Raw genomic sequence first — 25794 nt, forward strand, 5'->3', positions numbered from 1 at the left:
GCGGTGCGGCGCCGGGAAGGTGATCATTAGGGCATGGCCATCACCCTTCGCCTCGCGCAGCAGCCCGAAGCCGACGAACTGCTCAGCCGCAGCCCGCTCGCCGCCATGACCGGCATGCTGCTGGACCAGCAGGTGCGCGAGGTATCAGAAGACTCGCAGCTTCGCTGATTACACGGTGTCAACGGCTCCGAATCAGCGGGAGCCGCATCGATGTCCACGAAACCGTCTTCACGCCGAACTCGCCTGTTGCCCGATCATCCACCGACAACGCTCATCCTCCTGTCAGTCCGTACGTGGAGCTCTCCAGGAGCCCTTGAAGCTCGGTTGCTTCCGCAGCGCCCATCTCCTCAAAGATTTCCAGAGCTTCCTGCCAGCACACACGTGCACGGTCCAGCTGTCCAAGGTTCAACAGGCCCCGACCGAGCACAGTGAGCATCTTTCCGCGCATCCACTCGCCCCCGATTCCACCCAGGGCAAGTGCCTCATCCGCGTGGTGGACCGCGTATGCGGCCTGATCGGCATCGATGTAAAGCTCGGCGAGCCGAAATTGCGTCATCCCCTCCCATAGACGCCAGTGCCTGTGCCGCCGGAAGATCTCCAATGCTCCACGAAGCTCCCGCTCAGCCTCCTCCAGCCGGCGGGCAGTGGTGAGGACGGTTCCCAGGGCGTACCTGCCTTCGGCGACACGTACTCCATCACCCAGCTCTTCGAAGATCTCAAGTCCTTGCCGTGTCAGCTGAATTGCGCTGTCCGTGTGGTTGAGGGCGGTGTGGACTTGCGCCAGATTGCACAGAGCACTTGCTTCGCTCCGACGATTGCCGTCGGCCCGGAAGGCCTCAATGGCGCGGCGCAAGTAGGTCTCACCGTCCGCAAAGCGGCTCTGGCAATTGGCGATGGCCCCACGGCTGTTGAGCGCCCAGCATCCGGCCAGGCTGTCGCCGGCGACCTCGGCCCGTACTTCGGCGCGGACCGCCTTATCCTCGGCTTGGTGGAATTGGCCGGACACCATGTGCGTGTGCGCCAGCATCGTGAGAGCGCGCGCCTCAGCGAGAGTGTCACCCGCGGCGTGTGCGCCGTCCCGTACGGCTGTGGCTGTCCGTTCGTACCGAAGAGAGTGCACGCCGGAATCCGCGATGTCGTGGACGGCGATCAGCAGGTCCGCAGCATGGCGCAGCTTGCCGCGCTCAGCTGACTGTTCCACGCACGCCAGCACGCAGGCGGCCTCCGCCGACAGCCATTTCATCGCGGCCTCGCTGTCAGCGAAGTCCAGCCCACCCGAGTCGGGTTGAATCAGATGGTCCAAAGCGCGGTCTTCAGAGCGTCCGAGGGCAAAGACCGTCAACGCCGTAGCGAGATAGAAGTCGAGGAGCCTGGAGAGAGCGGCATCCCTTTGACTCGATGGCTGTTCGTCTCGCTCTCCACGGGCGCGGGCGAAAAGGCGCACTGAGTCGTGGAAGCGGTAACGGCCGGGCGCCGCCGATTCCAGCAGGGACGCGTCGACCAGCGACTCCAGCAGGAATTCCGTCGTCGTGGCCGGACGATCGAGGAGGGCGGCAGCGGCCTGAAGAGAGATGTCGGGGCCGTCTGCGAGGCTGAGCAGGCGGAATCCGCGGGCCTGTTCGACGTCGAGTTGGCCGTAGCCAAGTTCGAAGGTGGCCTTGACGGCCTGGTCGCCAACCTGGAGTTCGTCGAGTCTGCGGCGTTCGTCGGCGAGCTTCGAGGCGAGAACGGCGACCGTCCAGGTAGGGCGGGCGGCGAGCCTTGCTGCCGCGATACGGATGGCCAGCGGCAGGAACCCGCAGACGCCCACCACATCCATGGCGGCCTTGCGCTCGGCGCGCACGCGCTCCTCGCCGACGATGCGGGTGAAGAGCGTCATCGCCTCCTCTGGACTCATCACATCGAGGTCGATGAAATAGGCACCAGCCAGGTCGACCATGCGGGCCCGGCTGGTGACCAACGCCGCGCAACCCGCCGCCCCGGCGAGGAGAGGACGGACCTGCGCCGCATCCCGGGCGTTGTCGAGCAGGGTGAGCACGCGACGTCCTGACAGGAGCGACCGGAAGAGTGCGGATCTCTTCTCCATGCCTTCCGGGATGCCCATGTCGTCCACTCCGAGCGAGCGCAGGAACCCGCCCAACACGGCCTTCGGTTCAGCTGCCGAAGGGCCGGCGCCTTGGAGGTCGGTATACAGCTGACCATCCGGGAAGTGCTCGGCGGCGGCGTGCGCGACGTGTACGGCGAGGGTCGTCTTGCCGACACCGCCGATGCCCGCGACTGAGGAGACGGCCATCACCGTGCCCTCAGCCTGGGCGAGTTCCTCCTTCAGCTCCGCCACGAACGCGCCGCGCCCAGTGAAGTCGGCGACGGCGGCGGGCAGTTGAGCGGGCCGGGCCGACTGAGGCGTAGCGGGATCCCGCCGCTCCTCCGGAGCGAGGGCGAGTGTCTCGTCAGCCTCCAGGATGCGCTGGTGCAGTTCGACGAGCTCCGCGCAGGGGTCGACACCGAGTTCGTCCGCGAGCAGCCGCCGCGTGTCGGCGAAAACCGCGAGGGCCTCCGCATGCCGGCCGCTGCGGTAGAGCGCCAGCATCAGCAGCTCCCGCAGCCGCTCGCGCAGCGGGTGCGCGGCCGCGAGAGCCGTCAGCTCACTTACCACCTCGCTATGCGAGCCCAGTTGGAGGTCCAGGTCGATGTGCTGCTCCTGGAGGGAGAGCTGCCATTCGTTCAGCCTGCTGCGGTGCCGCTCGGCGAACGGGCCGGGCACATGTGCCAGCGGTTCGCCGCGCCACTGTGCGAGCGCAGCGGCGTAGTTCTCGCGTGCGCCCGAACGGTCGCCGCTCACAACGGACTTCTCCGCCTCCGAGACATGGGCGGTCGCGGTGTCGAGGTCCAGCACGACGTCGGAGTACGGGCGGCCCGTACGGATCGCGTAGCCGCCGCGCTCACTGACCACCACCTCAGCGTCGTCGCCGAGAGCCTTGCGGATGCGTGAGGCGTACGTGCGCAGCGCCGCCTTCGCCTGGTCCGGGGGCTCCTCGCCCCACAAGGCGTCGATCAGTTCTTCGGCCGTCGCGGTGTGACCGCCGCGCAGCAGCAACACCGTCAGCAGGGCACGCTGCTGCGGTGACCCCATGGGGAGTTCCTGGTCGCCGCGGCTGGCACGGACCGGTCCGAGCACGCTGAAGCACAACTTGTGTTCCTGCTCGCCGTGGCTCGTGGCTACCGAACGAGGTGTGGACACCAGATGCGCATCCCGTCTCCCTGCCACGGCGGCACGTTTCCCAGGAGCCTCCGCAGGCGTCGGCACCATAGCGGCACGTTCCACAGGCACGTCCGAACGTGCCCGTGCCGCGACCGCGTTGACGAACTCCGCCGCCTGCCGGGCCCGTTCGCCATCCCCGTCCACGTGCACCGCCGTTGCGTACGCCGCGTGGGCAAGACCGGCCAGGGCAGACTTGGCCTGCGGGTGCCTGGCACCGTAGGTCGCAGCAGTTTTCTGAGCCGCGATCGCGAGTACGTCCGTGGCGCGCTCCATACGCTCCGCCGAGCCGCCCAGCCTTGCCGCGTCGAGCTCTGCCGATGCCAGCGTGATCAACGCTGAGAGTGCCTGCGGGTGATTGTCCCCCAGCAGCGCTACGAGGGCTCGTGAGGTCTCTTCCAGTTCGCCGGCGAGTGCCTCGGCGGCGTCGGCATCCGGAGTGCGGTGACCTTCGCGTCCGCATTCCAGGAGGACGGAAAGTGTGAGCAGCCGAGTCTCCAGTGCCTCCCTGCCGGTGGCCGCTGCCTCGCCGAGGCGGGAGCGGGCGGCTGCGGCGAGATCGTAGGCGGCGACAGCATTGTCCGTGCGCAGCATGATCGCTGCCTGGTTGGCCAACGCCCGTGCCCCGGCCACATGGTCCGGTATCCCCAGGACGCCGGGAAGCGTGCTGAGCGGGAGCAGCTGCAGAGCCGTGTTCAACTCACCACGGTCAGCCAGAAGAATGAGCAACTTGCTGCTGAGGGCGGCGCGTTGCTCCGCCGGCATGACGGCGCTCGACAGCGTCCAGCGCGTCAGAGCCTTCGTGACGGAGCGGGAGAGATCATGAAGCTCCGCAGCCTCCAGCAGCGGAACGAAGTAAGCGACTCGCCCTGGCGTCGCGGGATCCGACGCTGTGGTTTCCCGGTCCACGAAGGGCGGAACACGACCTGCGAGCAGCGCCCTTGCAGCCTCGTCACCGCCGGCGGCCTTCTCAGCGCAGCGGATGACCTCCGACCACGACTCGAAACCGTCGGCAGCCTTCGGCGACCCGGACTCAGTCATCGCCGCCTCCTCCCAGTTGACCGTCGATCAGCCGCTGAAGTGCGCGAATCCGGAACTCGTCGGCCTGCCCCACGTCGATGAGCCCTCGCTCAGACCACTGCTGCAAGGCCTCGAGAAGCGCCTCGCCCCTGGCGATGTTTTCCGTTGTCCTCCCTTTCGCGTGTCCGGGCAATGCAGCCGCGGTCGCGTCGGAGGGAGGCCGGAGAACGTCGATCAGATGGCCCACGGCGAACTGGTCGAAGCGGCGCAGAGCTTCGCCCAGGGTGGCCGCAATCAGGACGTTGGCAGCCCGGCCGTCGCTGGAACACCTGTCGAGGACCTGTTCCAAAAGGATGCCGAACACCACCGGTTCGCGTCCGGCAGCAGCGCCCTCGACAGGTCCTCCGGAGTAGCCCGAGTAGTCGCCGAGATGCTGGTCGGCGGTCAGCTGCAACGCCTCGATGAGCCCGCCGGCCTCGCACTTGTGAGATGTCCGGCCGTGGTCGACGGTTCCGCTCAGCCGGGCCTCACCGGGCGCTGGGCGATACGGGCCCTGCCACCGGTCGCCTGTGCAGGCGATGCCGGCGCCGGGCAGGGGGTGGCCGACCCGATGCATCTCCGCGATCTCGATCAGCGCCAGGTCGGCGTCCTTGGCCTGCTGGCAGACGCGACCGCTCACTTGCCGCCCGTCCGCGAGCCTGATGCCCACCTGGTCCCCGAATGGATCCAGCCCCTGCAGGCAGTGCGACGCCGTGAGCACGTACTGCCGTGTGAGCAGGAAGCCCGCACCCAGGCGACGCTCCGCCTGGAAGAGGTCGACCCAATAGTCCTTGGCAGTCATGGCGTTGTGGGAGTTCGCTCCACAGTGAGGGTGACCTCGAACGAGGCCTCCGCAGACGCCTTGGAGAGAATGACGCCGGCCTCCGCCCCAAGCGTGAGCCCGAAGGTCACCTCCGCGCTGGCTATGCTCCAGCCGTCCCGCCGAGGCGCTTGCGCGAGCGACTCCTGGGCGAGCGCCGACGCCTGGGCGATAGCCTCCTGCACCTCGGCCGCGCGCTCTGTCAGCAAGTCAGAGGTACGAGTCCTGCTGCCGATCTGGCGTGAACCGGCGGCATCGATCGCGACCGTCTCAACTCTCACCTCTGGCGCTGTCACTGCGAACATCCCCCGATCGCCTCTTCAGAACTGAAGGCGCCCTGATCCAACTACCGTAAGCCTAGCGCCGGTTCACAAGGTCCCGGCTGCCTTCAAGGTCCTTCAGGGCCATAAACCTTCGGTACGGATGCGATCCTCTCAAGAGTGGGAGAACCCTGGCGGACCAGCGTGACACCTCATCGACGGCAGTGTGGATGACGTGTGGTCCATACGGGAGCGTCTTGCGTTGTGCTTGCTGGCCCAAGGTCTTTGTGGTCGCCGCCGTCGCCGATGTTGCCGAGATTCTTGATGTCCGCGAGGGCCAGCCACAGCAGCAGGCGATGCATGCCGGTCTCCAACGGCGGAGCAGGCGGACGTTGATGATGCACCGTCCAGTGCGGGGCGGGTCCGGCATGGGCTGGAACACAACAAGGTGCCGAAGCACAGAGTTCGAAGCGGGTTGCCGTCGCCTCGTGAGCGCACATCACCTGCGCCGAACAGTTCACTCCTCGCGGCCGTGGGTGACAACGAAACCTGTTCCGTCGAGCGCTTGGCCTACGGGGGTCTCGGCCCACTTCGTCAGCACGTCCTGGTCTGCGATCCGGTTCAGGAAAGCGGCGAGCTCGTCGACGCCAGGAGCTGTGGGAAGAACGCATCGGCGGATCGTGGCACCAGTTGCGCTGCTCGGTTCCTCCTCGTCCGGGTCGTCGGCTTCCCACAGCCCGACCTCGACGGTCCAGGAGGTGTTGCCTTCGCCTCCGGGTTTCGGCACATCAATCGACACGAACAGGCCGTCCGAATCGTAAGGTTCGGCGAAGATTCCCTCGCCGTAGTCGTGATGCATCCCAGCCTCCTCCCCATCGGAGCACTGGGCATAGGCCCTGCCAATCACCCTCAAGTCTGCAACCGCCCTCTCACGCTCCTGGGAAGTGAGCCCCCGTTCGATACGGTCCAACTGCTCTCGGGTATCGCTGCTGAGCACCTCCATCCTCCCGTCAGGTGTCACGAAGGGAGCCTCGAAGTCCCAGCGGCGCCGCTCTTCGTTCTCGGACAGAGGAGTTCCTTCGGAAAACTCCTCGAGTGCCTCTCGCAACTGGCGTGCCTCGGTCTCCAGTTCCGCTTCCACCGCGATCCGGACGGGTTCGGGCACGGCAGCCAGAGCGGCATCCAGGTTGGCAAGTGCTTGATGGAGTTCGAGGCACACGTACTCGTACCAAAAGCTGTACGCCCCGTTCAGGAGCTCAGCGCGTGCGATCCGATCGGTGAGTGCTGCGAGGTGTTTCGCCGGGTAGTAGTCCCCGGGCCGCTCTCGGCGATCGTGCACGCTCACCGGCACGGTGGCGAGCGCGGAGATCCCGTTGAGCGCGTCCACAATCGGGGCTGCGAGCGCGGGATCGCTGAGGCTGGTAACCGTGGCTGCCACCACCCCGACGGCTCCCTCATAGGTTGCGAGGATCTGGGTCTTTCCGCGGTTCGCGTGCTGAGCGTAAATCGTCATGGAATGCCTTTCGGCCCGCTGGCAGCCGACGGCTCAGCGGTCACGGGTGACTTTGGGAAAGGCGGTGGCGAGGGCGCTATCCGACGCTCCGTGCCTCGAAGAAGACCGGCGGTGGCTCAGGTACCGTCCCGAACTCCGTGCCGACCTCCACCGTACTGGAAGCAAGCCGTGACGTGTCACGGTCTGCTGAACCGAGTTGAACCTACGCAAACTTGCGTCTCAGCCAAGGCAGCAAGGTGGGCGGGCAAAGTCCAAGCGCGGGGCTCCGCAGCACCGACTTCGACTCCTGTCGGCGACAGCCAAGGATGCGCGAAACAGCCGGCGGGCTGGTCACCCCGTACGAAAGCCAGCGATCGCAGCGTGAAGAAGACGACTCAAGAGGGGGTGAATCGAGTGGGCGAAGCGCAGAACAGGCTGCGCCCCCGTGGTGACGGGGTGCGCCCCCTTTGCGGTCCTCCTCCAGTCAGCGCTGGAGTTGGATTGTCAGGTGTATGGCCAACGCGGTGTATCACACCGGATACGGAATCGTCGTCGAGTTGACGCAGCCCGACCTTGGGCACCCCGAGCTGCGACCGGGGCTGATGGAGGAAATCCTTCGGCCGGTCGCGGAACGGGAGCGCACTCTGCTGCGGTGTCTCACGGACTTCAACAACGGCGACTGCCGCTGCGCGGAAGCGGGGAAGACTCCCTGGATGTTCATCCGCCGCCAGCGATTTCCCGACGGGACGATCCGTTTGGTGCCCGCGCATCTGCCGATCACTCACCTCGCCACGCCGGAAGAGAGTGACAAGCACAAGGCAATGAAGGAACGCATCGCCCGCGCTGCGTCCCAGGCCGGACTCGACGTACGGGTCGAAGCAGGCGCGTCACGGCGCAAAGTGGTCAATGATGTGCTCGTCACCGGACCGGACGGCACCCGGATCGGCTGGGAGGCGCAGTACTCGCCGATCAGCGCCAGCGCGGTCCGGCGCCGCACCACCCGCGCGGCCGAGAACACCATCACCTCGCTCTGGGTGACTCCGGACCCGAAATCGGAACTCATCGACCGGGCCCCGTGGATGCGGGTCGACAACGTGCCGTGGAAAGCTCTCCTCTCCCCACGACTTCAACTCCTCGAGAGGGGCGGCGTGCGGCGCCTGCAGGTGTGGAAGTGCACCCGGTCCAGCCCTCGCCCCTGCCCACGCAGCGACAACAAGGGCACCTGGTGCGGGCGCGGCCACGCAATGTGGTCCCTACCCGCACTGTGCCTGCCCCCACAGCCGCCGGCGCTGCTGGACGAACTCGTCGCCTCCACCGCCGAGCGCCAGCACCTCCCCCTGACAGCGCGGAGCACCGACGACCCCCGCCGCGTGAGCCGGCTGTGGGCGCCAGCAGGCGACATCGAACAGTGGCGACAGATCCGGGACGAAGACGACGAAGAGCCAGAAGGCGAAGAGGAGGTGCCGGACGACGAGATCGTCTTCACCGGCGATGAGGTGGACGGCTCCTGCCGCTACGGCGCACCGACGAAGCCGCAGAGCCCGATCAAACGCAAACGAGACCGGCACGCCGCAGTCGGTCTCCACACCTTCGATGCCATCCCCGCTGCCCTACTGTGCACCCAGTCCCAGCCCGCGCAACTGCAACTCAACGACAGCGAACGCGCTGCGTTTGCACGAGAGCTGGGCTGCCGAACCTGGGAGATCGGCCCCTGCATGTTGTGCTACAACCCAATCAACAGGTACGGGTACAACGCCCCCATGACCTGCGCCTCTTGCCGTCGAGCGCACGCACGACCGTAGAGCGACCTCCCCCAGAGTTCCTCTGACAAGGCATTCAGACCTTCCAGACCTGACTCACAGCAATCGACCAGTTATACACTGTGAGCACGCGATGCCAGGCGTGCGAGGCAGCAAAGAGCAGGCGATCATCGGGGCATGGCCATCACCCTTCGCCTCGCGCAGCAGCCCGAAGCCGACGAACTGCTCAGCCGCAGCCCGCTCGCCGCCATGACCGGCATGCTGCTGGACCAGCAGGTACCCATGGAATGGGCGTTCACCGGCCCCTACACCATCGCGCGGCGCATGGGCGCCGACGACCTGGACGCGCACGCCATCGCCGCGCAGGACCCGGAGGAGTTCGCCGCGCTGCTGTCGCAGAAGCCCGCCGTGCACCGATACCCGGGCTCCATGGCCAAGCGGGTGCAGCAGCTGTGCCAGTACCTCGTCGACCACTACGACGGCGACGCCGCCGCCGTGTGGAGGGACGTGGCCACCGGCGGCGAACTGCTCGGCCGGCTCAACTCCCTGCCCGGCTACGGCAAGCAGAAGTCGCAGATCTTCCTGGCGCTGCTCGGCAAGCGGATGGGGGTGACCCCAGAGGGCTGGCGCGAGGCGGCCGGCGCTTACGGCGAACCGGACGCCTACCGCTCGGCGGCCGACATCACGGGGCCCGAGTCGCTGGAGCGGGTGCGCGCCTTCAAGCAGGAGGCGAAGCGGGCGAACAGGAAGACGTAGCGCGCCGAGGAGCGCCCGGGGAGGGCCACAGGCGCTCTCACCTGGGCTGACGGGGCACTTGCGCCGTTGCGCCGCCGCCACCCCCACCCCCGCCCGTCCGGCACCGGGAGGCGTCGAGTAAAACTTTGTGAACTGATTCACAGTAACCTTGGCCGGTTCGGCACTCCGTGCTGGGATGCGCTCACACCGGCTCGAAGCTCAACGGTGCGCTTGGAGGACAACTGTGGCGGAAACCGCCATGTCAGGTTCGGCAAGGCCGGAGACCGGAGGCGGCGAACCGTCCCCGGCCTTCGGCGGTGGCGCCCCCTCGGAGGAGGTGGGCGCGGCCTCACCGGTGGACCGCGCGGTGTGGCGCCTGCGCTCCCGCGGCTGCTGGGAGGACGCCGCCGCCCTGCTGGACCCCTACGTGGCCACCGACACGGCGGCCTCGCTGCGGCGTGCCGCGCTACTGGTCGAGCAGTGCATGTTCACCGGTGAGGGGTGGGCAGCCGCCGAGGCGGCACTGCGGGCCGCGGAGGCCCTGGCGCGCAACGACGAGGAGCGCGGCGCCGCCGCCTGCGAACGCGGCCAACTCGCCTACGCGTCAACAGTGCTGGCCGTACGTGACCGCTCCGACGAGGCCCGCGCCGCCCTCGGCCGCGCCGCGGCCCTGCTGCCGCCCTCGGCACGCGGCAGGGCGATGCTGGACTACCGGCGGGGACTGCTCGCCGAACATCTCAGCGACACCCCGCAGTCGGCGCTGGCGGCCTACCGGCGTGCGCACGCCGCGGCCACGGCGCTCGGCGACGGGCTCCTGGTCTCCTTCACCTGGCGCCACCTGGCCGGGCTCGCGCTGCGCGAGGGCGATGTCGCGGAGGCACGGCACGGGTTCACCGAGTCGCTGCGCCTGCGTGAGGAGCTGGGCTATCTGGTGGGCATGGCTCCCGCGCTGACCGCGCTCGCGGACGTCGAGGACGAGCCGGAGGCCACCCGGCTGCGGGAGGAGGCCGGACGGCTCTTCCGGCTCCTGGGAGGGGTTCCCACCTGGCTCGCGGATCAGCTCTCCCCGACGTGAAATCGGGGTTCGGAGTTCCGAGTTCAGAGATCGGGGTCCGGAGTTCGGGGTTCGGAGTACGGCGAGGAGTCGCGGGCGGCCTGCGGTACGTGCGTGCGTGCGTGACCGCCCCGCCCCTCGGGGCTCACAGCGCGACGTGCTCGCGCATGAGCCTCTCCACGGCGGCCAGGTCCCGGTCGCGCAGCGCGTCCAGCAGGACGACGTGGTCGGAGGCGTCCTTGAGGAACTCCGCTGCGGACGTGGACGGCAGGGCCGGCGCGGGGCGCCGGCGGGTCCGGCGGTGTATGTCCTTGGCGACGGCCACGAGTTGGCGGTTGCCCGTCAGTTCGAGCAGCGCGCCGTGGAAGGCGCCGTCCGCGTCCGCGTAGGCGGACCGGTCCCCTGACGTGGCCGCGACGAGAGCGTCGTCGGCGTACGGACGCAGGCTCTCCCAGCACTCGGGCGGCATCGAGCGCGCCGCCTCCAGTACCGAGGGGATCTCCAGCAGAGCCCGTATCTCCGCCAGTTCGGCCAGGTCGCGGGCGCTGCACACGGCGACGCGGAAACCGCGGTTGGGCACCGTCTCCACCGCCGCCTCGCACACGAGCTGCTGCATGGCCTCGCGGACGGGCGTGGCCGAGACTCCGAGGCGGTCGGCGAGGGCGGGGGCGGAGTAGACCTCGCCCGGGGCGAGTTCACCGGACAGCAGCGCCTCCCGCAGGGCCCTGAGCACCTGCGCTCGTACGGAGTGCCTCTCGGGCTGCTGCCCGGGGTCCGCCGGCCGCTTCGCATGCCTCGGCGGCTTGGGTGCGCCCTGCTTCTTGGAGGCTCGCGCCGTCTTGCGCGCACCCGCCGTCGTCCGCGGGTGCGGTGCCTCGGGCGCCGTGCTCGGCACACCCGCAGTGCCCGCAGTGCCCGCAGTGCCCGCAGGGTTCGGTGCGGCCGGGTTCGGTGCGGCCGGAACCGCCGCTCCGCCCGGCGCGCGGACAGCGCGAACCGGCGGCGCCGGCTCACTGTGCACATGCTCCCCCCGCGCCCCCCGGTCTTCGTCCACCCTGGCCGGATGCTGCTGCCCGGCGGGTGACGACTGAGGCGGAAGGTGAGGGTGGAGTGCGGCGGCTCCCGCCCGTTCGGGTGCATCCGCTCCGGTCTGCTCCATCTGCCCCTCCAGGTCTCGCTCAGCACGATAAGGGGACCGGGCGCGAGATCAAACCTCCTGGCATCGGCTAAGGTAAGGCTTACCTGCAGTTGATCGTCGATCTGGTGGTCTCTCCATGGCCATGCCCGCTGTCGCGCCCTCCGCTCCCCGGCCCGCCGCCGCCTCACCGTTCACGGCGGCGTACACGCGTCTGACCGAGGTGTTCCCGGGACTGGGCGTGCACGAGGTGCCGCCCGGCGGAGCCCCTTCCGGCGGCCCCGGATGGGTGCGCGCGACCCGACTGGCCGAAGGCGGGGAATCCGTCGACGCCTTTCTCGCCCGGGAGGAGGAGCAGGCGCTGCGTACGTACGGGACACGGCCGCGCGGCGACGTCACCGCGAGCTTCGGCCTGCACCGCTACGCCTGGCCGGTCTGCCTGCTGATCACGATCCCCTGGTTCCTGCACCGCCGCGTGCCCCGCCTGCCCGTGGAGGCGGTCTCCATGCGGCACACCCCGGCTGAACTGTCCGTCCGCATCGAGGAGTTCGCGTGCCTGCCGGGTGACCCGGCCGAGCGCTCCCCGGGCGCCCGGGCCGTTCAGGACGAGGAGGCGCTGCGCGCCGAGGTGCGGGCGGCCGTCGCCGAACACCTCACACCCGTGCTGGAGGGTTTCCGCCGCCGCCTGCGGCGCGGCCGGCGCGCTCTGTGGGGCATCGCCACGGACGAGATCACCGAGGGGCTCTGGTACCTGGGCCACCTTCTCGGCGAGGAGCAGCGCGCCGTGCGCGAGGCAGGTGAACTGCTGCCCGGCGGCACGGCACCGTACGCACAAGGCGCCGCCTTCCGTGAACTCATCGGCGGGAGCGGTGAGTTGCTCTCCACCCGGGACCGGGCGAGCTGCTGCCTCTTCTACACGCTGCGCCCGGAGGACACCTGTGTGACGTGTCCCCGTACGTGTGACGCGGAGCGTGTCGAGCGACTGTCCGTCAGTCGCTGAGCCGTTCGACCCACAACGCCCGGCTCGATGCCTACTGACCCCCGTTGGCGGTCAGTTGGGCCGAATTCGCCGTGATGCGCCCTTCGCTGCGCCAGGATGCCCGGCGACAGCGAAGCAATCCGAGGCGAGCACGGCGCCGCCGGTTCCACCGGCCCTCCGCCGCGCGGCAAGGGGCACATCCGATGAGAGTGACGGAGCTACCGGTGAGCTGGGTGATCGCGAGCGCCGGGCTGCTCGCCGGCGCCCTGGCGGCGGTCGTGGTGTTGGCACGCGGGCGCGGACGCAAGCGGAAGGCCGGGGACGAGGGCGGGCAGCCGGCCGACTCCTGGGAGCAGTTGGAGCAGCGGCGCAGACGCAAGGAGACCATCTACGCGACAGCCGCCTATCTGCTGCTCTTCTGCTGTGCGGCGGTGGCCGCCGCACTGTCCTTCCACGGTCTGGTCGGCTTCGGACGGCAGAACCTGCGGCTGTCCGGCGGCTGGGAGTATCTGGTGCCGTTCGGACTGGACGGAGCCGCGATGTTCTCCGCGGTCATCGCCGTACGCGAGGCCAGCCACGGGGACGCCTCGCTCGGCTCCCGGCTGCTGGTGTGGGCCTTCGCGGGTGCGGCGGCGTGGTTCAACTGGGTGCACGCGCCGCGCGGTGCGGGCCATGCGGGCGCGCCGGAGTTCTTCGCCGGGATGTCCCTCTCGGCGGCCGTCCTCTTCGACCGTGCGCTCAAGCAGACGCGGCGGGCCGCCCTGCGCGAACAGGGCCTGGTGCCGCGCCCGCTGCCGCAGATCAGAGTCGTGCGATGGCTGCGCGCCCCCCGGGAGACCTTCAGGGCCTGGTCGCTGATGCTCCTGGAGGGAGTACGGACGCTCGACCAGGCGGTGGAGGAGGTGCGGGACGAACGGCGACAGCGTGAGCAGGAACGTCTCCGCCGCCGCGAGCAGGAGAAACTGGAGCGGGCCCGGGTCAAGGCGCTCAACAGACAGCACCGGCGGTGGGGCCGCGGACGCGGTACCCGGCAGCTGGAGGTGGAGATCGCGTCCGCGGCTCCGGCCGCGCAGACCGCGCCCGCCGATCCGGCCCCGCACGCGGTGACTTCGGCGCCGGTGCGGTCCGCCGGGGTGGACGACCGGGGCGGCGGGCACGGCATCCTGCCGCTGCGCTCCCGCCCCGACTTCCGCAAGGGCGGCAGGGGCGAGGACACGGGAACCGGCCCCGGCACGGCGGGAGCCGGCGGCGAGGACGAGAGCGCCGGGGGCGCGGCGAGCCCGCGGCTGGACTCGCTGGAGGAGAAACTCGCCGAGATCGAGCGGCAGTTCGGCTGAGGTCGGGCCCGGCTGTGGACCGGACTTCTGGAGGGCCTTCCGGTCGGGGTCGGCCTTCCGGTCGGACCTCTTGCCCGTACCTCTCGCCGGACTCCGGCCGAACCCCGCCCGGCAAGGCCGGAGAGCAGGGGCGGGCGGTGGCGGGTGGCCGGGGCCGTAGGGGCGGACGTCCGCGCGTCCGCTTCCCCTGCGGGGCCCCGTCCCAGGCCGCAGGCCGCCCGCCGCCTCTCCCCGCCGTGCGCGCGGCTCACTCCTCCCAGACGGCCACCGCCGTACGGTCGTCCGCGTAGCCCCGTACACGCAGTTGAACGTCCGCCAAGAAGGCAGCCAGCCCCGGTGGTTCGGGCCCCTCCGCCCACGAGCGGGCGAGCTGCCCGGCGAATGCGGGCTCGGCACGCAGGGGCGCGGCGAGTCCCGGACTGCACAGCAGAAGGGTGTCGCCCCGCCGGCCCGCCGTGGCGCGGAACCGGAACGGCTCCGGCTCCTGAGGACCGGGCGGCGGAAGTACGGGCGCACCCGAGGGCACGCTGAGGGCGGCGGCGTCACCGAGTTCCACCGGATCGGGGGAACCCGGGTCCGTACCGTGGCCGCTCTCCGCACCGGACGGGCCCGGCCCACGCCGGCCGGCCGTCGGATGTGGCTCGATGTCCCGCCAGGCACCGTCCCGGAGTTGGAAGAGGCCGCCGGCGCCGGCACCGAAGAAGATGCGGGTACGGCATCGCGGGTCGGCCGAGAGCAGAAGGCACCGCAGATCGGCGGTGTACTCCTCCGGCTGGACGCCGAGAGCGGCAGCCTGCGCGCGCAGCTTGCCGTAGCAGCGTTCGGTGAGCCGCTGCAGCCCCGACTTGAGGGCGCCCCGCCGGTCCGCGCGGATGTCCTCGGCGAGGCGGGCGTGGCTGCGGCCGACGGCACCGCCGACGGAGTGACAGATCTCCCGGGCCGCCCGGTGCCCGCCCGTGGCGGCACGCCCGCCCGCGGCGACGGCGACGAGCAGCAGCGCGGACTCGCCCGAGCCGAACCGGGCCGTCAGCAGCGCGTCACGGCGCAGGGCACCCCGGTGGCGTGCCGAGTCGCCGCGCAACGAGGCGGCGCGCAGGGTGACTCCGGCGTAGTGCGCACCGTCCAGCACGGTGTCCGGGACGAGTTCGGAGAGCGCCGCCGGATCGGCGGCGGGGAGTGTGGCGGGCTCGGCGTCGTATGTCGGGGGCCGTTCGCCGACGTGAGAGGGCGAGGGCCGCAGCGGCGCCTCGTCCGCGGGCGCAGCGCCCGGCACGGGCCCGGCGTCGGATACGGATGCGGGGTCGGGTTCGGGTTCGGGTTCGGGTTCGGGTTCGGGCTGTGCCTCGGGGACGGATGCGGGCTCCGGTTCCGGTTCCGGTACGGGTTCGGGTTCCGGTACGGGTTCGGGCTCCGGTACGGGTTCGGGCTCCGGATCGGCTTCCTTGCGCAGGAACGAGCTTGACGGCCCGGGGGCCGGTTCCGGCGTCGTACGAGGGTCCGGAGGGGGGACGGACTCCGTCCCCCCGGCACGCGTACCGGGCCCCGCCGTCGGCGCTGGAGGCTCGGCCGGGTCCAGGACAGGGGAGTCGAAGGACGGGGACTTGAAGGCGGGCGAGTCGAAGAGCGACGAGTCCACGAACGGGGGTTCGAAGGCGGGTGGCTCGAAGGAAGGCGGTTCGAACGCCGGGGGCTCGAATGCGGGGGGTTCGAAGGACGGCGGCTGGAAGGCGAGGGTTTCCAGGTCGGGGGCGTCTTCGGGAAGACGGGTTCCGGCTCCGGTTCCGGCTGCGGCCGGACGTCCCAGGCTCCCGGAAGCGGGCTTCGCCCCTGTTTCCGGCTCGGGGTCCGGCTCGGGCTCGGGGTCCGGCTCCGGCTCCGGCTCCGGCTCGGGGTCCGGCTCCGGCTCCGGCTCCGGCTCGCGGTCCGGCTCCGGCTCCGGCTCGGGTTCCCGCTCGGCCCGCTCGCCCTCACCGGACGGTTCGGACCTGCGCACCGCAGGACCCGCTGGGGCGGTCCCCTGGCCCATGGTGCGCCGGACCGAGGCGTAGCGGTCGTCGAGGGTGTCGCCCTCTCCGCCGCGGCCCGTGTCCGGTGATCCCGGATCGTACAACTGGCTCCACCAGTCGTCCTGTTGGCCGCGCTTGGGACCACGGGGCCTGCCCTGCTGACTCATGCACATATTGTTGCCCGCACATGAGGCGGGCAATGACTCCCGGCCCAACCCGGTGGCCGTCCGCGCGCTCCTGCCTCCCGTACGCCCCCTGCCCTCCGGCGCGGGTCCCACTCCCCCTCGGACCTCTGCCCGATGCGGTGGCCGGCCGTGCGTGTGAGCCTTCCGGCATGAGCACCGAGACCCGTCATCGAGCCCTCGACGAGACCGAACGCGCCTACCTCACGTCCCAGCGGCTGTGCCGCATGGCGACCGTGGACCCCTCAGGACAGCCCCAGGTCAACCCTGTCGGCTTCTACCTCCAGGAGGACGGAACGATCCTCTCCGGAGGCCTCGCACTCGCGGAGACGAAGCGTTGGCGCAACCTGCTGGCGAACCCGCGGCTCTCGCTCGTCGTCGACGACATCGTCAGCGTGCACCCGTGGAAGGTGCGCGGTGTGGAAGTACGCGGGGAGGCGGAGCTGCTGACGGGGCCGCCGGAACTCGCGCCCGGGATGAGCGAGGAGATGATCCGCGTGCACCCGCGCTGGGTGCACAGCTGGGGTCTCACCGAGGAGAGCTGAGGCTGGGCGCTCCCAGCCCGTTCCCGGCCCCCGCTGTCAGCCGCCCCGGCTCAGCTGCCCAGCCTCTCGGCCGCCCGGCCTCTCAGCCGCCCCGCCACTCAGCCGCCCCGTCTCTCAGCCCGCCCGCCGGGCGGCGGGCCCTTCGGCGGCGAGGCACCACAGGTGGTGCAGCGCGTAGGAGCGCCACGGCCGCCATGCGCCGGATGCGGTGGCGTCACCTCCGCCCAGGGCGAGGCCGTGCCTGACGCCCGCGTCCCCGGCGAGGAAGACGTCCGGATCCCCGAGTGCCCGCATACGGATGTAGCCCGCGCTCCACGGCCCGATGCCGGGCAGGGCGAGCAGGGCACGCTCGGTCTCGTCCCGGTCGGCGCCCGGGTGCAGGGTGACGCTGCCGTCCGCGACTGCGGCGGAGACGGCGCGGAGGGTCGCTCGGCGCCGCTCCGGCATGCCGAGTTCGCCGAGCGGGGCCGAGGCGAGCGCGTCGGCCCCGGGGAAGAGGTGGGTGAGAGCGCCGTCCGGGGCGGGGAGGGGTTTGCCGTACGCGGCGACGAGTCTCCCGGCGAGCGTGCGTGCCGCGGCGACGGTGATCTGCTGTCCGAGCACGGCACGTACGGCGAGTTCGTGCGGGTCGGTGCTCCCCGGCGAGCGCAGGCCGGGGCGGGCGGCGACGAGCGGACCGAGCATGGCGTCGGCGCCGAGCCGTTCTGCGACCGCGTACGGGTCGGCGTCGAGGTCGAAGAGCCTCCGTACGCGCTGCACGGCGGTCGTCAGGTCGCGCAGGTCCGTCAGATGCAGCCGGCATTCCAGCCAGCCGCCGCCGGAACCGCCGGGACGCGAACGTCCGGCGGGCTCGTCGACCTCGGCGATGCCAGTGCCGTGGGGCAGCCGCAGCGTGCGCCGGTATCTGCGGGCTCCGGGGGCACCGAGCGTCTCCTCTACCCCCCGCACCGCGCGCCGCTGCAGGAAGTCGAAGACCTCCCGCGCCGCGTACGGACCCCGGTGTGCCAGCCGCAGCGGAACACCGGTGGAGGCCGGAGCTGGCCGCTCGCCGTCCGCTCCGGCTTGCGCTGCACGCGGTCCGCCCTCCCCGCGCCCGCCGTTGCCGCGCCCGTCTCGTCCGCCCCGGTCGGACGCCTCGCGCAGGGCGCTCGGAGTGCGTGCGTAGATCTCCCGGATCGTGTCGTTGAACTGCCGCACGCTCGCGAACCCGGACGCGAACGCGATCTCCGTGACGGTCAGTGACGTCGTCCGGAGCAGCACACGCGCCGTGTGCGCACGCTGCGCACGGGCCAGTGCCACTGGCCCCGCTCCCAGTTCGGCCGTGAGCTGGCGCTGCACCTGCCGTGCGCTGTAGCCGAGAGAGCCGGCGAGACCCGCGACGCCCTCCCGGTCGACCAGACCGTCCCCGATCAGCCGCATCGCGCGGCCCACGAGGTCCGCCCGCAGATTCCACTCGGCCGACCCCGGTACCGCGTCGGGACGGCAGCGGCGGCAGGCGCGGAAGCCCGCGCGCTGCGCCGCCGCTGCCGAGGGGTGGTAACGGACGTTCTCCCGCTTCGGGGTGACCGCCGGGCAGCTCGGACGGCAGTAGATGCCGGTGGTGCGTACGGAGAGGAAGAACACCCCGTCGAAACGGGCGTCCCGGCTCCGCACCGCCTCGTACCTGCTGTCGTCTGTCATCACGCCCTCAGTGTGCGCCCGTCGCGGCGGGATCACTCGCGGGAATCGGACATGGCCGTCGGGCGCTTCCCGCGCCTTCCGGAGCGCCGGCCTGTCCCGGCCGTCCCGGCCGTCGCGGCCGTGCGTGCCGTCCGTGCCGTGCCGTCCGTGCCGTGCCGGGCGGCGCGCCGCGGCTCCGGCGCAGCCGCCAGCCGTCAGCTTTCGTCATCTCCGGCATCCCTCCCGCTCTCGCGTGCGGGTTTCCGCCGCACGTACCGCAGCAGTACGAGCGCGATCAGCGAGTAGGGGAGAGCGGCGAGCACGAAAAGCGTGCCGTGCGTCCACCAGGCCGACCCCAGCGCGTAGCCGGCGGCGAGCAGCACCGAGAACACCTCCGCGCCGAAGCCCGCCATGGAGCTGACGGTGGCACGCGCACGGTCGGTGACGCGGTCCTGCAACAGCGCGTCACATGTGACCGTCGCCCACTGGAAGATGCCGAAGGCGAGCGCGAGCAGCGGTGTGCCCGCGGGTCCGGTCACGGCGCCCACCGCCAGTGCCGCCGCGGCAACGGCGAGCGCCGGACCGAGCAGACGCGGCGATCCACGCCCGGCGCACCAGCCGCCGACAGCCACACCCACGGTGACGATCAGGATCAGCAGCGGCACCGTCGCCTCGCTGACGCTCATGGACTGCACGAGCAACGGCACATACTCGTCGATCATCATCACGCCGGTCACGGCCGACGACAGCAGTACGGCACGGAGGGCGGCCCGCGAGGCCCGCAGTTCACCGAAGCCGGCACGCAGGACTGTCAGGAAACCCCCGTCCTCCCCGCCGTCGCCGTCCTCCCCGCCTTCCCCGCCGGCCCCGGGGTCGTCCTCCGGGTGCGAACTGTCCGCGCCGGCCATACCGTTCGTACCCGTCGCACCGTCCGCGCCACCCGCTGCGCCCGTCCCGCGCGACTCCGGAAAGGACCAGCCGACCAGGGCGCCCAGCAGGCAGACCACGACGCTGGCCGCTCCCACCGCCTCGTAGCCGCCCGCACCCAGTACGGGGCCCGCCAGCGCGGTCGCGATCATCATCGCTGTCGTGCCCAGCGCCTGGGAGCGGCCCATTCTCCGGGCGTAGGTGTGCGCCGCGTCCGACCGGGCCAGCTCCTCGTAGACCAGTGCCTGGAGCGTGCCCGAGACGAGTGAACTTCCTGCCCCCCACAGCACGAAGCCCGCGGCGAACGCCGGATAGGACGGCAGCCAGGTCCACACCGCGAAGCCCGCGGCGGTCAGCAGCGGAGCGAGCGCCAGCAGCTTGCGGCGTGAGAACAGGTCGGCCCACAGCCCGGAGGGCACTTCGAGCACGAAGGTGACGCACGACCAGATGATGAAGAGCGAGGAGATCTCGGCCGCGGACAGGCCGTTCCCGGCGAAGAGCAGCGCGTAGACCGGATACAGCAGGATCAGGTCTTCGAAGAACGTGTACGCGTAGAGCCTGCGGACGAGCCGGGCCACCGCGGCCGGTCCTGCTGTCGCCGCGGGTGTCGGTGATGCTTCGGCCGAGAATCAATGTCGCCAGGTCATGCGTTCAGCGTACGGCAGCGGGAGCCCTCGCCGGGAGGGGTTTCTCCGCGCCGGTCCCGGCCCTGCGCGGCGGGTGCTTCGCGGACGACCGTGGCGGAAGACGTTCACGGAGGACGAAGAGGGCCGCCGACGGCGGGCGCCCGTCACGGAAGCGGCCGTACTTCGGGAAGCCTCTGCAGCAGGCCCCAGCTGAACTCCGCGATCACCCGGTGCCGTCTCCCGCCCTCGTCCGGCGCTGTGAAGCCCAGACGCCAGCGGCTCGGCGCCGAGCCCTCCATGGGCCGTGCCGGGGCGAAGGCGCGCGCCACCTCGTCGACGGTGCAGGACCAGGGCGTGAGGTCCTCGACCGTACGCAGCGAGGCCGGCGGGGCGCCGGGCGCCCGTACCAGCCACTCGGTCACCACCCCGCCGCCCGGTACGCTCACCACCTCGAAGCGCAGGTCCGGCCAGAGCGGCACCGGCCAGGTCAGCGCCTCGCAGTCGAGGTCGCCTGCCGGCCGCCGTACGGTCTGCTCGGGCGGCCCGAGGACGGAGCGGTAGCGGCCGATCGCGCCGCGGGAGCGGGACGAGCGCAGCATGGCCTGCCACCGCCGGTTCGCCTCTCTCATCTCCGCGCGCCCGGCGTGCAGTTCGGTGAGCGCCTCCTCCACGAGGCCCTGCTGGAAGTCGGCCATCCTGCGCAGCAGGACGAACTGGAACTGGCGGGGCCCGAACGCGGTCACCGGCACCGGCCCGTCAGCGGAGGCGCATGTGGTCGAGCGTGACGCGGGCGCGGCGCAGCCGGCGCCGCAACGGCCCGTACGTGTCGGGCCGGAGTTCGAGCCCCGCCGACCGGGCGACGGTCTCCGTCACCTGCGGCACGGTCAGCTCGTCGGTGTGCACGTGCTCGGCGAACTCCGGCTGCCGCAGGGCCTGGAGGCACCGGTCGACCCGCTCGGCCGCCCACTTCTCCCAGCGCAGTCCGGGCAGCGCACGGCCGTGCAGCCGCCGCAGCACGGTCTCCCGTGAGGCGAGCAGCGAGACATGGTGCACCTGATGGCCCTCGGCGCGCAGGGCGCCGACCGTCTCGTCGAAGTAAGCGGGCTCGACGAGCGTCATCGGCACGATGACGGGGCCGTCGTGGTGCCGGTGCAGCAGGCTGTCCAGCACCTCGACGATGCCGTTCCGCCACGCCCGGTAGTCCTGGTAGTCGGACTTGGCGTGCGGGGGCAGCATCCGGTGCATTCCCGCGCCCAGATGCTCCGGGTCGGAGACGACGCTGCCGGGCAGGCGGCGGTGCAGTTCGTGGCTGACGTGCGTCTTGCCGCCGCCGAAGGGCCCGTTGATCCACAGGAGCATGGAGAGGACGGTAGCAACCGCCTTCCCTCCGTACCCTCTCTCTCGTCACGTCCGCTTCAGGCCACCCCGGCGCACACCCCGGCCCGCACGGCGCACGGCCGCACGGCCGCCGGTCCGCCGGCCGGTCTGTCGGCCGTCCCTGTCCGTCGGCGAGCGCCGTGCCGCCGTGCGCCATGCGCCGTGCGTCAGGGTTGGTTCCTCCCGCCGCGCTTGCGCTCCGCCATGTGACGGCCCAGCGCTGACATCTGCTTGAAGTGCTGCTTCCTCTCTGCCCGCAGCCGTGCGTCCGAACGGGCGGCGAGGCGGGCGTTCTCGCGCAGCAGCTTGCGGCAGCTCTCCAGGCGGCGGTGCGGCAGCGTCCCGTCCTCGACGGCGGAGAGCACCGCGCAGTCCGGTTCGGCCTCGTGCCGGCAGTCGTGGAAGCGGCACCGCCCTGCCAGGGCTTCGATCTCGGCGAAGGTGCGGCTGACACCGTCCTGTGCGTCCCAGAGGCCGACGCCGCGCAGTCCGGGGGTGTCGATGAGGACACCGCCGGACGCCCCGGGCAGCGGCAGCAGGTCGCGGGTGGTCGTGGTGTGCCGGCCCTTGCCGTCGCTGTCGCGGGTGGTGCGCACGTCCTGCACCGTCTCCCCCAGCAGCGCGTTGGCGAGCGTGGACTTGCCGGCGCCCGAGGAGCCCAGCAGCACGCAGGTGCCGCCGCCGATGACGGCGGAGAGCACCTCGAGCCCGTCGCCGGTCGCGGCGCTGACCGTCAGCACGGTCACGCCCGGGGCGGACGCCTCGATGTCTGCGGCGAGTTGGGCGAGGGTGTCCTGGCCGTCGACCAGGTCCGCCTTGGTGAGGACGAGCAGGGGCTGTGCGCCGCTCGTCCAGGCCAGCGCGACGAAGCGTTCGACGCGTGCGAGGTCCAGCTCGACGGCGAGGGGCACCGCGATCAGCGCGTGATCGACGTTGGCGGCCAGCACCTGTCCCTCGGAGCGTGTGGTGGCGGTGGAACGCAGGAAGGCGGTGCGGCGCGGCAGGAGAGCCCCTACCTCCGGCGGGCCGCCCGTGCCTCTCAGCGCCGCCCAGTCACCCGTGCAGACGGTGCGCGTGGGGTCGGGGTCGGCGACCGGTGCGATGCCGGCCCGTACCGTGCCCTCGGCCGTGACCGCCTCGCACCGGCCACGGTCGACACGTGCGATACGGGCGGGGACCAGGCCCTCGGCCTCGTAGGGCTCGAAGGCCGCGGCGATGTCCGCGTTCCAGCCGTAGCGGGCGAGCGGATGCGAGGAGGGGGCGCCGGAAGAAACGGAAGAAGCGGGAGAACGCGTGGAACGCGGCTGTGAGGCCGAGGAGTTCAAGGGTGTGACCCTTCGCTGAAGGGTGGCCCCGGCAACGCCCGCCCGGACGTGTCGTCGGTGTCGCGGTGCGGGTCAGCGGGGGACCACGGTGGTGAAGAGATCGGGCTTCGGGGTACGGGCAGCGCCCGCCACGGCGACGGCCATCGGTCTTCACCTCCCGCGTCTGCTCGGCTTCCGGGACGGCCCTCGACGGGCCCTCCTCACTGCCGGGGACACTAGCCCGCGGCGACGGTTGACGCCACGGGTTTTCCCCGGGCCTCTTGGGCCCCTCCCGTGCCGCGCGTTCTCCCCGCACCTCCCGCGCTCCCGGTCCGCGGCCGTCGGGGTGCAGCCGGCGGGGTGCAGCCGGCGGTCCGAGGTAGCGGCTTCAGCGGTCGCGCCGCGCGCGCAGCCGCGCCCGTACGTCCGCGTGCGGCAGGAACTTCGTCCAGCGCTCGGGGAATTCCGCCGGCGGGTTCTCCCCGTCCTCCGCACCCGTGCTCTCGGCGCTCCGCATCGCCCGGCGGGCGGCTGCCGCCGCGACGACCTCCGCGGCGGCCTCCTCGCGCGCCCGCTCGTTCATACGGCGGGCCGCGGCGGTCGCGACGGACGGCCACACATGGTCGATGGCCGCGTTCACGGCCGCGCCGATCAGCACGGCGAAGGCCGAGACGCCGATCCACAGCAGCACGGCGACGGGGGCCGCGAGCGAGCCGTAGAGGGTGGGCCCCTCGACGGTGCTGGTGATGTAGAGACGCAGCAGCGCGCTGCCCAGCACCCACATCACCAGGGCGACGAGCGCGCCCGGGATGTCCTCGCGCCACGGCGAACGCACGGGAACGGACACGTGGTAGAGCGTGGTGAGGAAGGCGACGGACAGCAGCAGCACCACCGGCCAGTAGAAGACCGTCACCAGCCACTCCGCCTGCGGCACGAGCCGCAGCACAGCCTCGGGCCCGGCGACCATCAGCGGGAGCACGACCGCGCCGATGACCAGTGCGACGAGGTAGAGCAGGAAGGCCAGCAGCCGCGTCTTGACGATGCCGCGCTGCCCGTCCAGCCCGTACATCACGGTGATGGTGTCGATGAAGACGTTGACGGCACGCGACCCCGACCACAGGGCGATGGCGAAGCCGAGCGAGATCACGTCGGGACGGCCTCCCCGGATGACGTCGTCGATGAGGGGGCGGGCGAGCTGGTCGACGCCCCGGTCGGAGAGCACGGCGGAGGAGGCGGTCAGGAAGTTGGTGCGGATCGAGTCGATGGTGTCGGTGCCGATCCAGGCGTCCAGATAGCCGAGCAGACCGATGAGGCCCAGCAGCAGCGGCGGGATCGAGATCAGGGTGAAGAACGCCGCCTCCGCCGCGAGGCCGAGCACCCGGTACTCGATGCAGGAGTTGACGGTGTCCTTCAGCAGCAGCCACGCCATCTTGCGTTTGGGGACGTTGCGGTAGACGACGCGTGCCCGGCGGAACCGTCCGCTGCGGCGAGGTGGGGTTTCATCGGCTGGCTGCACCTCCTTAACGTATCTGCCATGCCAGCCTCCACTCACACCGTGACCAATCAGCCGCCGCCTCTCGCCGGCTACGACGTCTTCTCGGCCGACCCGGCCCTGACCGAGTCGGTCGCCCGGTACGCCGATCCGGACCGGGCCGGAGAGGTACGCGCCGAGCTGAGCGAGCTGGGCCGCGCCGCCGGTTCGGCCGAGGCGCAGGAGTGGGGACGGCAGGCCAACGAGGTACCGCCCGTGCTGCGTTCGCACGACCGGTACGGCAACCGCATCGACGAGGTCGACTTCCACCCCGCCTGGCACCGGCTGCTGGAGCGTGCCGTCGGCGCGGGCCTGACCGACGCCTGGTCACGGCCGGACGGCCAGCTGCGGCGCACGGCGGGCTTCTACGTCTGGTCGCAGGTCGAGGCGGGGCACGGCTGTCCGGTGTCGATGACGCACGCCGCGGTGCCCGCGCTGCGCAAGGAGCCCGCCCTCGCAGCCGAGTGGGAGCCGCTGCTGTCCTCGCACACGTACGAGCCGGGGCTGGACCGTCCCGCGTCCGCGAAGGCCGGGGCCGTGGCCGGGATGGGCATGACGGAGAAGCAGGGCGGCAGCGACGTGAGGTCCAACACGACCGTCGCGACGCCGTTGAGCGGGGACGGTGCGGCGGGCGGTGAGTACGCGCTGACCGGGCACAAGTGGTTCTGCTCGGCGCCCATGTCGGACGTCTTCCTGGTGCTGGCGCAGGTCGCCGGGGACGAGGGCGGGGGCGAGGGGCCGACCTGCTTCCTCGTGCCGCGCGTACTGCCGGACGGCACCCGCAACGCCTTCCGCGTGCAGCGGCTCAAGGACAAGCTGGGCAACCGCTCCAACGCCTCCGCAGAGGTCGAGTTCGACGGGACGACATGGGCGCGGCGCGTGGGTGCCGCGGGACGCGGTGTGGCCACCATCATCGAGATGGTCGCGGCGACCCGGCTGGACTGTGTGACGGGTTCGGCGGCGCTGATGCGGCAGGCCGTCGCGCAGGCCACCCACCACACCGCCCACCGCAGCGCCTTCGGCGGCCTGCTGGCCGACAAGCCGCTGATGCAGAACGTACTGGCGGACCTGGCGCTGGAGTCGGAGGCGGCGACAGCTCTCGCGCTGCGCCTGGCGGCCGCGTTCGACGCCGCGCAGGGCGGCGGTGAGACCGGCGAGCAGGAACGTCAGCTGCTGCGGCTGGCGCTGCCGGCCGCCAAGTACTGGGTGACCAAGCGGTGCACGCCGCTGGTGGGCGAGGCGCTGGAGTGCCTGGGCGGCAACGGGTACGTCGAGGAGTCGGGCATGCCCCGGCTGCTGCGGGAGTCGCCGCTGAACTCGATCTGGGAGGGCTCCGGCAACGTACAGGCGCTGGACCTGCTGCGGGCGCTGCAGCGCTCGCCGGAGGCCCTGAACGCCTTCCTCACCGAGATCGGGCACGCCCGCGGCGCCGACCACCGGCTCGATGCCGCGATCAAGGACCTGCTGACCGAACTGGCCGACCTGGACGGCATCGAGGCTCGCGCGCGGCGCCTGGTGGAGCGGATGGCCCAGGTGCTGCAGGGGTCGCTGCTGGTGCGGTACGCGCCGTCGTCCGTCGCCGACGCGTACTGCGCCTCGCGGCTGGGCGGGGACCGGGGCGCGGCGTTCGGGACGCTCCCGCACACGCTGGACCTCGCCTCGATCGCGGAGCGGGCACGCCCGGACGTCTCCTGAACGGACGGCCTCGGAAGGGGCAGGTCCGTCTCCCGGCCGTCACAGCCCCGGA

General features: G+C 71.3%; 19 protein-coding genes and 1 pseudogene. 8 read left to right on the plus strand and 12 right to left on the minus strand.

The features are described 5' to 3' along the window. Positions 1–33: 33 nt before the first annotated feature. A pseudogene (locus tag H343_RS34785) lies at positions 34–135 on the plus strand (HhH-GPD-type base excision DNA repair protein); the annotation flags it as partial. A gap of 136 nt (positions 136–271) precedes the next feature. Here the strand turns inward: H343_RS34785 and afsR are convergent. The 4 genes from afsR to H343_RS0105470 form a co-directional block, all read right to left on the minus strand. Further along, positions 272–3310, minus strand: coding sequence for an SARP-family global regulator AfsR (gene afsR, locus H343_RS0105455; RefSeq protein WP_078505055.1), 3039 nt, complete (start codon positions 3308–3310; stop codon positions 272–274). A gap of 982 nt (positions 3311–4292) precedes the next feature. Further along, positions 4293–5120 carry a S1 family peptidase gene (locus tag H343_RS0105460; protein ID WP_028430321.1) on the minus strand — a complete coding sequence of 276 codons (828 nt, stop codon included), beginning with the start codon at positions 5118–5120 and terminating at the stop codon, positions 4293–4295. Further along, a complete protein-coding gene (locus H343_RS0105465) occupies positions 5117–5443 on the minus strand; it encodes a CU044_2847 family protein (protein ID WP_037902361.1) in 327 nt (108 codons plus the stop codon). Before H343_RS0105465 ends, H343_RS0105460 begins: the two co-directional genes overlap by 4 nt. A gap of 472 nt (positions 5444–5915) precedes the next feature. Beyond that, positions 5916–6911 (minus strand): hypothetical protein, encoded by a 996-nt coding sequence (locus tag H343_RS0105470; RefSeq protein WP_028430323.1) that lies wholly within the window; start codon positions 6909–6911, stop codon positions 5916–5918. Between the two features lie 491 nt (positions 6912–7402). On the opposite strand from H343_RS0105470, the gene H343_RS35215 reads away from it, so the two are divergent. From H343_RS35215 to H343_RS0105485, 3 genes are all read left to right on the plus strand, one after another. Continuing rightward, positions 7403–8692, plus strand: a complete 1290-nt coding sequence (locus H343_RS35215; protein ID WP_051264597.1) for a competence protein CoiA family protein — start codon at positions 7403–7405, stop codon at positions 8690–8692. 135 nt (positions 8693–8827) lie between these two features. Further along, positions 8828–9406, plus strand: a complete 579-nt coding sequence (locus H343_RS0105480; protein ID WP_028430325.1) for an HhH-GPD-type base excision DNA repair protein — start codon at positions 8828–8830, stop codon at positions 9404–9406. 223 nt (positions 9407–9629) lie between these two features. Further along, on the plus strand, positions 9630–10460 hold the full coding sequence (locus tag H343_RS0105485) for a hypothetical protein (RefSeq protein WP_486586793.1): 831 nt from the start codon (positions 9630–9632) through the stop codon (positions 10458–10460). 124 nt (positions 10461–10584) lie between these two features. On the opposite strand, the gene H343_RS29005 is transcribed toward H343_RS0105485, so the two are convergent. Continuing rightward, positions 10585–11334 carry a GntR family transcriptional regulator gene (locus tag H343_RS29005; RefSeq protein ID WP_078505023.1) on the minus strand — a complete coding sequence of 250 codons (750 nt, stop codon included), beginning with the start codon at positions 11332–11334 and terminating at the stop codon, positions 10585–10587. 379 nt (positions 11335–11713) lie between these two features. Here H343_RS29005 and H343_RS0105495 point away from each other — a divergent pair, with 379 nt between their 5' ends. Continuing rightward, complete coding sequence (locus tag H343_RS0105495) at positions 11714–12574, plus strand: (2Fe-2S)-binding protein (RefSeq protein ID WP_028430327.1); 861 nt, start codon at positions 11714–11716, stop codon at positions 12572–12574. A 182-nt stretch (positions 12575–12756) separates the two neighbouring features. After that, positions 12757–13890, plus strand: coding sequence for a DUF2637 domain-containing protein (locus H343_RS0105500; protein ID WP_028430328.1), 1134 nt, complete (start codon positions 12757–12759; stop codon positions 13888–13890). Positions 13891–14137: 247 nt separating this feature from the next. Here H343_RS0105500 and H343_RS0105505 read toward each other — a convergent pair whose 3' ends face one another. Further along, complete coding sequence (locus H343_RS0105505) at positions 14138–16063, minus strand: protein phosphatase 2C domain-containing protein (RefSeq protein WP_037902613.1); 1926 nt, start codon at positions 16061–16063, stop codon at positions 14138–14140. A gap of 167 nt (positions 16064–16230) precedes the next feature. On the opposite strand from H343_RS0105505, the gene H343_RS0105510 reads away from it, so the two are divergent. Then, on the plus strand, positions 16231–16623 hold the full coding sequence (locus H343_RS0105510; protein ID WP_028430330.1) for a PPOX class F420-dependent oxidoreductase: 393 nt from the start codon (positions 16231–16233) through the stop codon (positions 16621–16623). 114 nt (positions 16624–16737) lie between these two features. Here H343_RS0105510 and H343_RS0105515 read toward each other — a convergent pair whose 3' ends face one another. The 6 genes from H343_RS0105515 to H343_RS0105540 all read right to left on the minus strand — a co-directional run bounded on the left by H343_RS0105515 (position 16738) and on the right by H343_RS0105540 (position 24032). Beyond that, on the minus strand, positions 16738–18303 hold the full coding sequence (locus H343_RS0105515) for an AlkA N-terminal domain-containing protein (protein WP_028430331.1): 1566 nt from the start codon (positions 18301–18303) through the stop codon (positions 16738–16740). A gap of 194 nt (positions 18304–18497) precedes the next feature. Beyond that, positions 18498–19787, minus strand: a complete 1290-nt coding sequence (locus H343_RS29010) for an MFS transporter (protein ID WP_078505024.1) — start codon at positions 19785–19787, stop codon at positions 18498–18500. Positions 19788–19999: 212 nt separating this feature from the next. Beyond that, on the minus strand, positions 20000–20530 hold the full coding sequence (locus tag H343_RS0105525) for a hypothetical protein (protein WP_486586798.1): 531 nt from the start codon (positions 20528–20530) through the stop codon (positions 20000–20002). 61 nt (positions 20531–20591) lie between these two features. Further along, entirely contained in the window at positions 20592–21194 is a 603-nt protein-coding gene (locus H343_RS0105530) for an AAA family ATPase (RefSeq protein ID WP_028430333.1), read from the minus strand. A 185-nt stretch (positions 21195–21379) separates the two neighbouring features. Next, positions 21380–22537, minus strand: a complete 1158-nt coding sequence (rsgA, locus tag H343_RS29015) for a ribosome small subunit-dependent GTPase A (protein ID WP_037902368.1) — start codon at positions 22535–22537, stop codon at positions 21380–21382. Between the two features lie 367 nt (positions 22538–22904). Then, positions 22905–24032 carry a YihY/virulence factor BrkB family protein gene (locus H343_RS0105540; RefSeq protein WP_078505025.1) on the minus strand — a complete coding sequence of 376 codons (1128 nt, stop codon included), beginning with the start codon at positions 24030–24032 and terminating at the stop codon, positions 22905–22907. A gap of 18 nt (positions 24033–24050) precedes the next feature. On the opposite strand from H343_RS0105540, the gene H343_RS0105545 reads away from it, so the two are divergent. Further along, positions 24051–25742, plus strand: coding sequence for an acyl-CoA dehydrogenase family protein (locus tag H343_RS0105545; protein WP_028430335.1), 1692 nt, complete (start codon positions 24051–24053; stop codon positions 25740–25742). The last annotated feature ends 52 nt before the right edge of the window (positions 25743–25794 follow it).

The sequence above is a fragment of the Streptomyces sp. TAA204 genome, assembly GCF_000424965.1.